This is a genomic window from Elusimicrobiota bacterium (genome assembly GCA_040757695.1).
Taxonomy (GTDB): Bacteria; Elusimicrobiota; UBA8919; order UBA8919; family UBA8919; genus JBFLWK01.
Map to the genome: position 1 here is coordinate 1 of JBFLWK010000073.1, position 11,058 is coordinate 11,058.

At 37.1% G+C, this 11,058-nt stretch carries 8 protein-coding genes and 3 tRNA genes; 5 read left to right on the plus strand and 6 right to left on the minus strand.

Annotated features, from left to right (window positions below; translation table 11 throughout):
- The first annotated feature begins 414 nt into the window (after window positions 1–414).
- The 5 genes from AB1349_10725 to AB1349_10745 all read left to right on the plus strand — a co-directional run bounded on the left by AB1349_10725 (window position 415) and on the right by AB1349_10745 (window position 4,814).
- A tRNA-Tyr gene (locus tag AB1349_10725) sits at window positions 415–498 on the plus strand.
- 184 nt (window positions 499–682) lie between these two features.
- Window positions 683–1,480 (plus strand): hydroxyethylthiazole kinase, encoded by a 798-nt coding sequence (gene thiM / locus AB1349_10730; protein ID MEW6557813.1) that lies wholly within the window; start codon window positions 683–685, stop codon window positions 1,478–1,480.
- The gene (gene thiE, locus AB1349_10735) at window positions 1,477–2,097 is read left to right on the plus strand and encodes a thiamine phosphate synthase (GenBank protein MEW6557814.1); all 621 of its coding nucleotides are present in this window, start codon (window positions 1,477–1,479) and stop codon (window positions 2,095–2,097) included. The genes thiM and thiE overlap by 4 nt, the downstream gene beginning before the upstream one ends.
- Complete coding sequence (locus AB1349_10740) at window positions 2,081–3,454, plus strand: hypothetical protein (protein MEW6557815.1); 1,374 nt, start codon at window positions 2,081–2,083, stop codon at window positions 3,452–3,454. The genes thiE and AB1349_10740 overlap by 17 nt, the downstream gene beginning before the upstream one ends.
- A gap of 46 nt (window positions 3,455–3,500) precedes the next feature.
- Complete coding sequence (locus tag AB1349_10745; GenBank protein ID MEW6557816.1) at window positions 3,501–4,814, plus strand: hypothetical protein; 1,314 nt, start codon at window positions 3,501–3,503, stop codon at window positions 4,812–4,814.
- A gap of 161 nt (window positions 4,815–4,975) precedes the next feature.
- On the opposite strand, the gene hxlA is transcribed toward AB1349_10745, so the two are convergent.
- The 6 genes from hxlA to AB1349_10775 form a co-directional block, all read right to left on the minus strand.
- The gene (hxlA, locus tag AB1349_10750) at window positions 4,976–6,262 is read right to left on the minus strand and encodes a 3-hexulose-6-phosphate synthase (protein MEW6557817.1); all 1,287 of its coding nucleotides are present in this window, start codon (window positions 6,260–6,262) and stop codon (window positions 4,976–4,978) included.
- Window positions 6,263–6,475: 213 nt separating this feature from the next.
- Window positions 6,476–8,101 carry a tetratricopeptide repeat protein gene (locus AB1349_10755; GenBank protein ID MEW6557818.1) on the minus strand — a complete coding sequence of 542 codons (1,626 nt, stop codon included), beginning with the start codon at window positions 8,099–8,101 and terminating at the stop codon, window positions 6,476–6,478.
- Window positions 8,102–8,408: 307 nt separating this feature from the next.
- Window positions 8,409–8,499: transfer RNA gene (locus tag AB1349_10760), tRNA-Ser, on the minus strand.
- Window positions 8,500–8,512: 13 nt separating this feature from the next.
- Window positions 8,513–10,495, minus strand: coding sequence for a helicase C-terminal domain-containing protein (locus AB1349_10765; protein MEW6557819.1), 1,983 nt, complete (start codon window positions 10,493–10,495; stop codon window positions 8,513–8,515).
- Window positions 10,496–10,620: 125 nt separating this feature from the next.
- Window positions 10,621–10,707 (minus strand) — tRNA-Ser (locus tag AB1349_10770).
- A gap of 134 nt (window positions 10,708–10,841) precedes the next feature.
- On the minus strand, window positions 10,842–11,058 hold a 217-nt coding region (locus AB1349_10775; GenBank protein MEW6557820.1), incomplete at its 5' end, for a TIM barrel protein.

Sequence of the window (11,058 nt, forward strand, 5' to 3'; positions counted from 1 at the left end):
GACTTAACTATTCATAGGAATTGTTCAGGTTTCTTGTGCATCCCTGTTTTACAGGGTTATTCCATTTTTGTCAATGAACAATATGTTTCAACATTTATTAGCAAAAATTTGCCAAACTACAGTAAATTAGTATAAAAAAATTTGATAATGCGAAATGACACAATTAAGACATATGCGAAAACCATATCCCAATAGCATATATAGATATTTACTTCAAGATAAGCGTTTTTTGTACAAATGTTTTTTGAGGTTCTTTTAATGCCTGATTCATGATAAAAATCTTGGTATTAAATTGGTATTACAAATTAGCAAAATGATACTTTTAGACACTATTAGATACCATTTGATACCAAATGCCAAAATATGAGTTTTATTGACGATAAAACAGGAAAAAAAGCAAGGCCAGACGGAATTGGGCAGGTGGCGGAGTGGCTAATCGCACCAGACTGTAAATCTGGCGGGCTGTGCCCTACGGAGGTTCGAATCCTCCCCTGCCCAAATATCTTTGTTATGGAAGTTGATAAAGAAAAAAGAGAGGGCTTTTTTGTAATACTGTTTGTTGTATTATTTGCAGTTGGCTGGTGGTTTTTAAGAAGAATTTCAGGATATTAAAACCCAGATTACAGTGACGAGTTCAGTATTCTAAAAATCGCTGTAATCATTTTATTTTGGAGGATAAAAAATGGAACTTGATATTTACAGGCTTCTAGAAAAAGTCAGAATTCAAAAACCGGTTGTTCATCATCTTACAAACTGGGTTACTATTTACGATTGTGCAAACATTGTAAAAGTGTTTGGTGCATCACCTGTAATGGCGCATGCAAACGAAGAAGTTGCCGAGATGTCAAAAATAGCGTCTTCATTAGTTCTCAATATTGGCACGCTGACAGTTGACTTTATTGAGTCAATGAAGATTGCGGCAAAAAGTGCAAACGAAAAAGGTATTCCGGTTATTCTGGATGTTTGTGGTGCAGGTGCGACAAAACTGCGTGATAAAAAATCGTTTGAATTATTAGATGAAGTGAAAATAAATATAATCAAGGGTAATTCATCAGAAATTGCGAGAATTGCTGGTGAGAATGTTCAGACAAAAGGTGTTGATGCGGTTGAAGTTGAAAAAAATCTTATTGAAATTGCCCAAGGTCTTGCAGAAAAAAGAAACTGCACCGTCGTAATAACTGGCAGAGAAGACATAGTTACCGACGGTAAACAAACATTCTTGGTAAAAAACGGCTGTGAGATTATGTCGCATGTTGTCGGTACAGGCTGTATGGCAACATCGGTTATTGGCACATTTGCAGCAGTTGAAAAGAATCTGGTAGTCGCTTCTGCCGGTGGACTTTGCTGTTTTGAGATTGCGGCAGAACTTGCTGCCAAGGTATCAAAAGGGCCTGGAACATTCAAAGAAGCAGTTTATGATGCTGTATTCCAGTTAGACAAAAAAACAATCACAAAAATGCAAAAGATAAAAAGTTTATGATTGGTGGATATTATTTTATTACCGATTCAAAATTAAGCAAATCCGGAAATATATCTGATGTAAAAAATGCAGTTTCTGCGGGTGTAAAAATTGTCCAGTACCGCAACAAGTTCGGTTCTACAAAAGAACTCTACAAGGAAGCACTTATATTAAAAAAGATATGTCTTGGCAAAACGTTTTTTTTGATAAACGACCGTGTAGATATTGCAGTTGCGGTTGATGCAGATGGTGTGCATCTCGGTCAAGATGATATGCCGTATTTAGTTGCAAGAAGAATTTTAGGTAACAAAAAAATTATCGGGCTGACTGTGCATACGCTTAAAGAGGCAAAAAATGCAGACAAACTTGGTGCGGACTATCTCGCTGTTTCGCCGATTTTTTCAACATCTACAAAACAGGATGCTGGGAAACCGGTCGGAATTGAGCTTATAAAAAAAATAAAAAATGTTGTTTCAATTCCGGTAATTGCGATTGGTGGTATTGACCTTTCAAATGCAAAAAATGTAGTTGAATCAACCGCTGACGGGTTTTGTGCAATCTCTGCTGTTGTTACAAAAGATAATGTAAAAAAAGAGATAGAAAAATTTCAGAAACTATATTATGCTGAACCAGGTTGAGTATTACAAAGATAGCGCGGTTCGGAATCGGATATCTGAATTTATCAGAGGTGCTGAATATATTGTTGGCTATGGTGAAGCAGAAACATGGCAGGGAAACCCGAACGGTTATTATTCGGCGCCACCTTCGCATCTGAATGTAATGTTAGACCGCGGGCTGGATATTTTCAGGTCTATGCTTGGTAGTTTCGGAACAATGCTCACACTTGATATAGAATACTATAACTCAAAATATCCGGGCGAAATTTATCTGAATGCGAACAGTATTTTTACAAATAAAATTCAGCCTATCAGAGAAATAGTCCAAAGTGTCTATACCGAGTTTGGTATCCCGTTTTTAGAAGTCATAACAGGTCAGGGCTATCACTATCACACAATCTGGCCGTTTCAATGTGAGCACTGGCAGATAGAAAAAATCGGCAAACTTGAATACACACTTGAACAGCAGTACCGATACAGACAGAGCCGACATAATTTTCCAACTATTCCGCCATACAAAGGGCTTGGTTATTCTGGCGCATTCCGACTGCTGCAGTTTGTAACACTTGAGATTGTATCAAGAGTTGGGCTTTCACGCAAAAATAATAAGAATATTTTGCCTATTCAGTTCTGTGATATTGCTATGCATCCGCCTGAAGGTATTTCGCTGGATTTAACAATCTATTCTGACCCGATACATATGCGTGATATCAGAGCACCATTTTCTACACATCAGAAACATAAAGTAAAACGACAGGAGATTGGTGAGCATGTAAGCCAGCAGGTTCCGGTTCAGATAACATTCCCAACTTCTGACTTAACAGTGAACCAACTGATAGAAATGCGCCGCCATTTTCAACTTGCTGCACAGTATGCGGCTGATACGAAATCAAATTGCATTATACCTGATGGCTCTTCAGGCTGGTTGAATGTTTTAGTAAAATATAAGTCATCAAAATTGTACGAGTTTCATAAAAAATTTGATGCTGTTCATCACGAACGCGAAGAAAACTGGTACAGAACATATTATGCTGTTAATCTTAACGAATTACCGCCGTGCGTCAGGTACTGCCTTTTGTTTCCAGAACCGCATCTAAAAAAGCCAACAAATATCAGAACATTAGTTGCGGTGTTAAGAAAAAAAGGATGGGGTTACAAGCATATTGCTGGATTTTTATACAGTCGGTTCAAGGGGTTGTCTGATTTTTCACCCAATAGATACAACGCAGAAACCAGAGCCAACTTTTTTGTTCAACTCTATGGTGCACCGATTTATTTGGGATTAGACAAATTGACCGATTTGAACTGTATCTCATATCAAGAAAAAGGATACTGTGTACAACACTGGTGTGGTTATAATCTTGCATGGTGGAGGTGAAAGGCGGTCAATAGTCAACAGTCAATGGTCTATTGTCTGAATTATTATGGAACAGAAAAATATTGAGTTTATCAAAAGGTATTACAGTAATAACAGAATCAAAGAATTGATTTTGAGACAAGCCCGGAATTACAATTATTGTGTTGGTACAGGCCAGATTTTGCTTGACCGTGGCTGGACATTCCCAGTTAAAGAAGTAGAAATTGAACGAATAGAAGAACTGATGAATGACTGTTTGGATTTGTTTTTTCCTGTAAGATGCAGAGCCGACAATTACCTTTATATAATCTGGGATATTGAGTACTTTAACAAAGAGAAACCAGCATTTATATTTGACAGAACAAACCAGAAAAAAGTGTTTGATTGGATGACGCCAGCATTAGAAATTGTTGAACAGATTCTTGAATCGTTCAATATAAAATATCTGGTAGATGTGACAATATCGGGAGTTCATATATGGTCAAAAATCAGAACAGATTCCGATACTTTTTACAAACTGGCACAGGAAGGAACAGTTCTACCATCACTTGCTGAAAAATATGCAAAAATTATTCCAGACGATAGAAAAAGAGTAAGCCCGGTATCTGCTAATCTCGGGCGAGCATACAATACCGCTGGCAAAATTCTGGAGTATTTTACGCATCTGCTGATACAAAAAAATAAAAAAAGAAATCCAACCAAAATCCCGGTAACTATTTCAGATAGCCCACAGTTAAATAAACGGTTCCCATATTCAGGTATCTCGTCGGATTTGACTCAGTATGCACATCCGATTTATATGCGGTGTATCAGAGCGCTCTGTTCAACCCATCAGAAATCATTAATGAATGGCTATAACGAACTTGGTCCTGCGATTGATATTATAAAAATAAAAGGTATGTCGTACTCAGATATTTTGGCGACAATGTGGGATGTGAATAAAGCGATAGATTTCTATAAGAAAATAAAACCCCAAAAAGTAGAAACTCCTGAAGCATCTTCTGGCTGGTTAAACGCATTTAATTCATATAGGAAAAGTGAGTTAAGAAAAATTCATAAAAAATGGGAAAAAATGGATAACTTATCAGGAACGATAGATATAAATCAACCTGAGATAAAAAAGTTTTTTGAGAATCCTAACCCTGCATTGTTAATACCTGGCAATTTACAGACAATTGCTAACCATCTTGCCAAGGGGGAGAAGGGGGGTGAGTGGCACAAAGAAAAAACAAAAAAGATGTTCAATCTGATTGCCAAGTACTATAATAATAAATCTTTTGGATGGTATAACCCGGTTCACTTCACTGGAATCAACTGGGATAAATATGATGCAGAAACTGCCACTGATTTCTGGGGTCGTGTGTACTGGTCGTTAACTTGAAAGGAAATTATAGAATTAACCACAGATGGACACAGATAAACACAGAAAATATTCTGACCCCGATTTATCGGGGGAAGAATCTCAAAACCGAGATGCTTCTTTTCATTCAGACATCCGTGTTAATCTGTGTTAATCCGTGGTTACGCAGTTTTCTTGATATGTTATTTTTTTTCCCATTTGAGAAGTTCGGCAACTTTTGATAATGAAGAGCCGTCTTTTATTTCTTTACGGAGACGGTTTTCTCGTTCCAGAACATCCATCGCACGGTTTGTGAACTCAACCGCTACATCTTTAGGAATAACAATTACGCCATCATCATCACCGACAACCCAATCACCTGGCTGAATTTTTACGCCTGAAATTACTATAGGCACATTTATCTCACCAAAGCCCTTTGGCTCGCCCGCTTGGGGTGTGATTATATTTGCAAATGCTGGAAATTTTAGTTTTCTAATATCCGAGATATCTCGTATCCCACCGAAAATAACAACACCAGCAACTTTTTTGTTTATAGCAGAATTTGTTGCAAGTTCGCCCCATACCGCAGGCGGTACACCACCCGCATCAATCACAATCACATCACCTTCTTTTGCAATATCAATCGCTTCAACTGGTTTTGCCCAGTCACCCGGATATGTCCTGACTGTTATTGCAGAACCAACCATTTTTAGTGATGGTGTTACAGGAAAAATGTCGCTTAATGGAAGACCTCTGTGAAGTGCATCTGAGATATTCGCAGTTGAAACCATTGTTAGAATTCTTCTTATATTTTCTTCAGATACCCGCTGATATAATTCCGTTTTGATTTTTATCTTTTGGGTAATCGCTTTTCTTATTTTTTGTGTTTCTAACTTTGCATTTTTTGATTTTGTAATCGCACCGCCGACAATTATAATTTTTGCACCTGCTTTTACAGCGTTTGCTGCATTTTCGGAATTAATACCGCCAGCAACAGCAACAGGAATCTTCACAGCAAACGAAACTTTTTTTACAATATCAAACGAAATTTGCCCTCGCATCTGCTCATCAATTGGAATATGAACACCAAGATAATCAGCACCGAGTTTTTCTATTTCTTTTGCCCGCGTTATTACATCAGAAACACCAAGCAAATCTACCATAATTTCGGCACCATAGTTTTTTCCAGCAGCAACCGACTCTTTAATTGTTTCATCGTCACTAGAACCTAAAACGCAAACAACATTAGCACCTGATTTTGCAGCGATTTCAACTTCTATTCTGCCGACATCCGCAGTTTTCATATCTGCAACAATTTTTATATTTGGGAATTTTTTTCTTAATTCACGAATACAGTTAAGCCCTTCGCTTTTTATTAGTGGAGTTCCTGCCTCAAGCCAATCACAACCACCTGCAACTGTCTCCTCGGCAAGTTTGAGTGCTCTTTTTAAATCAACAAAATCTAACGCTACCTGTAAAATCGGTTTCATCCTCGTTTTTCCTCAGTTGCTCATTTAGCTAAATGAGCAACTATCTCTATCAATTCACCGACGGACTATATTTCTCAAAAATGGCTTGCCTCTTTACAGCCGATTCCTTTTATATCTTTTGACTTTACAAAAAACTCCCTTTTTGTCGTCAGTGTCGTTAACGAATTAATTAATTCATTAATTTGTAAATTTACAAATTTTAAATTTTGTTTTTTATCTTTTTCTTAAAATCTGTCTGAATTCGGGTAGGTTTTTTAGTTCGTTAAACTCTAATGATTCTCTGGCAAATTCAATATAGGTTTTATCCAGTAAGACTGCACTATTAAGTGCAGCAAGTGCATTTGAATTATCATCTTTGAGTGCGTGCAGTTGGGCTATGTTAAACAGAACCTGTGCAGAATCGGGCTTGATATTCAGTGCTTCACGATAGCATTCAATTGCGACATCATACAACGCTTTTCGTCGGTAAAGAAGCCCGAGCCATTCATAACTTTCTGCAAAATCGTTTTTTTTCGCAAGTGCTTTCAAAAAATTCAGAATCGCTACATCTGTCTCCGTCTCGTTTTTTACAATCCCTGTCTCGAAATACTCAACTGCAGTTTTTTGTAGTCCAGATTTGTTTAAGAAGATAACTGCATCTTTGTATTTTCCTGTAAGCCCAAACACAGTTGCAACCGACAGAAAAACATCCGATGGTAGTATGGAATCGTGCGAGATATTAGCAAACTCAAACATAGCATCATCATATTTTTTGTTTTTCTCGTAACAAACGCCTAAATACGCTTTTGCTTCTTGATTTTGGGGCATCAAAAATTTTGCTTTTTTGAGATTTGTTATTGCATCAGAAATCCTGTTTAATTTTATGTACAACTTACCGAGTTCTAAATATGTATCAAAATTGTCTGGTTTAATTTCCTGTATTTTTTTGTATTCCCGTTCTGTATTCGCATACATTTTCATTTTATTATATGTACTGGCAAGTTTTGCTCTAACCTCTATGTTTTTAGGCTCGTATTTTAGAACAATTTTATAATTTTTTACAGCAGATTTATATTCAGGAATTAAAAGTTTTTTTTCTGCAGTAGCGATGAAAAATTTTGTTATTTTATCTTTTGAAAAAAGCCCAACAATGACAATAAATACAACCCCTAAAAATATATAGTAAACAGACAGAATTTTTTTCTTTCCTGGTATTTTGATTTGTGGTTTTGCAGGTTCAACAGCCACTGCTGGTGATGGAACTGGTGGAATCGCAACCGGTGTTGGGATTGGTGCTGAAACAGACGATACTGGAGTTGTAACATAGAGTTCTGGTTCCTCTTTTTGTTCACGAACTGTTTCTTGTTTAATGTCCTGAACTTCTATTTTGGAAACAGTATCAGGGATAATATGGATAGTTGCTGATTTATCCTTTTGAGAACAAAGAGTAGCAAACATACATTCGTCAAAACAGAAATTCGTATCATCTGATTGCCGCTTTTTAAGACATTTATTATAGTCATCTGCAATAAGGTTCAGCATATCAAAAGTAGCATCGTCAATCTCTGCGAATGTGATTCCTGCTATGTATTCATTCCCGCTACCTCTATCAAGCCGAATAACCTTTCCTTTTACTTCAAATGGTTCAACACCTCGAAGCCGTATATAAAGCGAAAAAATAAAAAATTTCGGTATTGGCTCGCTAACACTTAAACCCATTCCACTTGCTGAAATATTGATTATTTTTCCTACGACTGGCTCCTGATAGAAAGGTGGTGGGAAATGGACTTCTACAGGTTCAGAAATGCCTTCAATTACAATAAATCTCATATACTTTCGTCTTTCACTTATGTCAGCCATAATTACAAAGTATACAAATTTTATTAATATTTGTCAAGATAGTCAGAGCTTTGTCCTGAAACCCGTTTTTGACTGGATTTTATTTTTTGCCACAGAATTTCACAGAATTTCACTGAAATATTTTCAAATCTAAATTCTGTGTCTTTCTGTGTGATTCTGTGGCTGTCGTTTTATCCTGTAAATCCTGTCAGCTTGCCGTGCCTGAGGCAGGTCCGCCTTCGGCGGAAAATTCCGATACAACAAGAATTATCAAAAAAATCGTTTTGCAAAATAGCTGGTGAGTTCTAACAGGACGAAACTGACAACTCGGAGGGGGTGGGATTTGAACCCACGATACCGCATTTCTACAGTATAGCGGTTTAGCAAACCGCCGCCCTAGGCCGCTAGGCGACCCCTCCAGTTCTAAAATGATTATACAAAATTTTTAGTTAATGTCAATTTCGTATATGAGGTTTTCAAATCTTGGATTGTTGTTACTTTCTGGCAATCAGGTAATGAGTTCAAAAATTTCTGCCCGTATCCACGGGTTCGTATTCGCGGGTCTAATACCGCCACAACGCCTATATCATTTTTATGTCTGATTAGCCGTCCGAAACCCTGCCTGAACATAATTACTGCCTGTGGAAGTTGATAATGTATAAATGGCTCTTTTCCTTGTTTTTCCAAAAACTCTATTTTCGCTTCTGTTAATGGTTCATCGGGGACAGCGAAAGGTAACCTTGTAATTATCACGCATTCTAATGCCCGACCTGGCACATCCACACCCTGCCAGAAAGTATCCACGCCTAAAAGCACAGCATTATTTCTTTTTTTGAATTTGTCAAGCATTTGCCATCTTGGCATCTTGCCCTGTTTAAAAACTTCGTATCTGTTTAATTCTGAAAGATATTGATACACATTTTCCAGCATCTGATATGATGTAAAAAGACAGAATGCTCTGCCTTGTGTTATCTCCAAAATTTGCTCAATTTCTTCTGAACATTTTTTATTAAATTTTTCGTCGTCATATTTCGGGTCTGGTATGTTTTCAGGGATATACAGGATAACATTATTTTTATAATCAAATGGTGAATCAAGCAGAAGTTCATCAATTTTTTCAGGAATCAGTCCGAGTTGCGCTTTCATAAAATCAAATTTGTTATTCACGGAAAGTGTTGCGGAAGTCAAAATTACAATGCTTATTTTTTCAAAGACAACTTCTTTCAGAACAGGCGCTACATCTATCGGTGCGGCATAAAGAACAATTTTGAGTCCTCGTCGTTTTTGTAAGATGTCAACCCAGTAGACATAATTGTCATATTCCTGCTGAATGATGGTATTTAATGCGCTGTTTATTGATAGTAATCTTGAAGCATAACGTTTAAGTTCAATTTGGGTTTCATCATCATCAGTTTTGAGTCGGGCTTGTTTCAGGATTTTTGTAAGATTAAGTATTGCAGGTTCAAGTATATTGTTAACTATATTAGGTTCATAAATCCGTTTTATCGTTGGTTCATTTCCAAATTTAGTTAGAATCTCTGAAAAAAAAGAGACGGATAACTCCCGGAATGCAACCACAGCATCTATAAAATGTTCTGTATCTTTCTTAGAAAAATTTATTAAGCGGTGGATGCCAGTATTTTTCTGTGGGTTGTACAACCGGCTTAACAGATAATTGATTGCTGTATTAGAGACATCCAAGCCGAGATGGTCGGCTGCGACTTCCTCTATATTCTGTGCTTCATCAAAGACAGCCGCATCATATCTGGGCAGCACTCGTTCGCCTGATGCGATATTTGTAAAAAATAGATGATGATTCGCAACAAGAATTTCTGATTTATACTGTTTTATTTTTGACTTTGAGTAAAAACACTGATTTTTGTGAGCACATTTTTTGCCGAGACATAAATCACTCTCACGACAGATTGATTGCCATAGTTCGTCAGCAACCGCAAAATTTAATTCAAGTTTGAGTCCTGTTTCCGTTTTTTTAGCCCACGCCAAAATTTTTTCTGCGGTGGTTTGTTTGTCAAAGAGTTCTAACTGATAGTATCGTTTTAGACGACGAATACACAGATAATTTTCAGAACCTACACATAACGCAAAATTGAATTCAACCGGCAGTATTTTTTGTAAAAAAGGCAGGTCCTTTTCAGTAATTTGTTCCTGCAGTATTTTTGTATATGTAGAGATAATTACTCGCTTCTTATTTTTTGTCGTCCAGAATACGGACGGTATCAGATAGGCGAGTGTTTTTCCGACACCGGTTCCAGCTTCAACTATCAGGTGTCTATTTTGGCAAATCGCTTGCTCAACTGCTTCAGCCATTTGAAATTGTTGAGTTCGGTTTTCATAATTTTTATAATTTTTTTCCAAAATACCACCAGCACCAAAAATAGCAGCCAAGCTGTTCATAAGAAAACTGCGTAACCACGAATTAACTCGAATTAACACGAATTTAAATTTTTTGTTAAAATCTTTTCGTGTAAATTTGTGCTCATTTGTGGCTATAATTTATAATTTCATATACTGTAAAAAATCGGAGGCGGAAGGATTCGAACCCTCGATAACCTTGCGGCTATACTGGTTTTCAAGACCAGCGCCATCAACCACTCGGCCACGCCTCCAAACTTAATCCCCACTTTAGTGGGCTTATTTTTTGACTGGATTAACAGGATTTTTAATTCTTTTATCCTGTAAATCCTGTCGGAGTCTTTCTTTTACCGACTGAAGTCGGATATAATAAGATTTTTATTGATTGTCAACTGGAATTCCACAGTTTCTGAACTTTCTGTTTTGTTAGAAGCAAATAGTCGCGGTCTCGTGAAAAAACCTCAAGTGTGATTGTATTGTTATAGCCAATTCTTTTAAGAAGTCCAACAGCATCCTCCCAGTTAACATTTCCAGTGCCTAACGGGATATGCAGGTCATTGTAGCCGCCTTTATTATCCGAGAGATGAACATGGATAAGTCGGTCT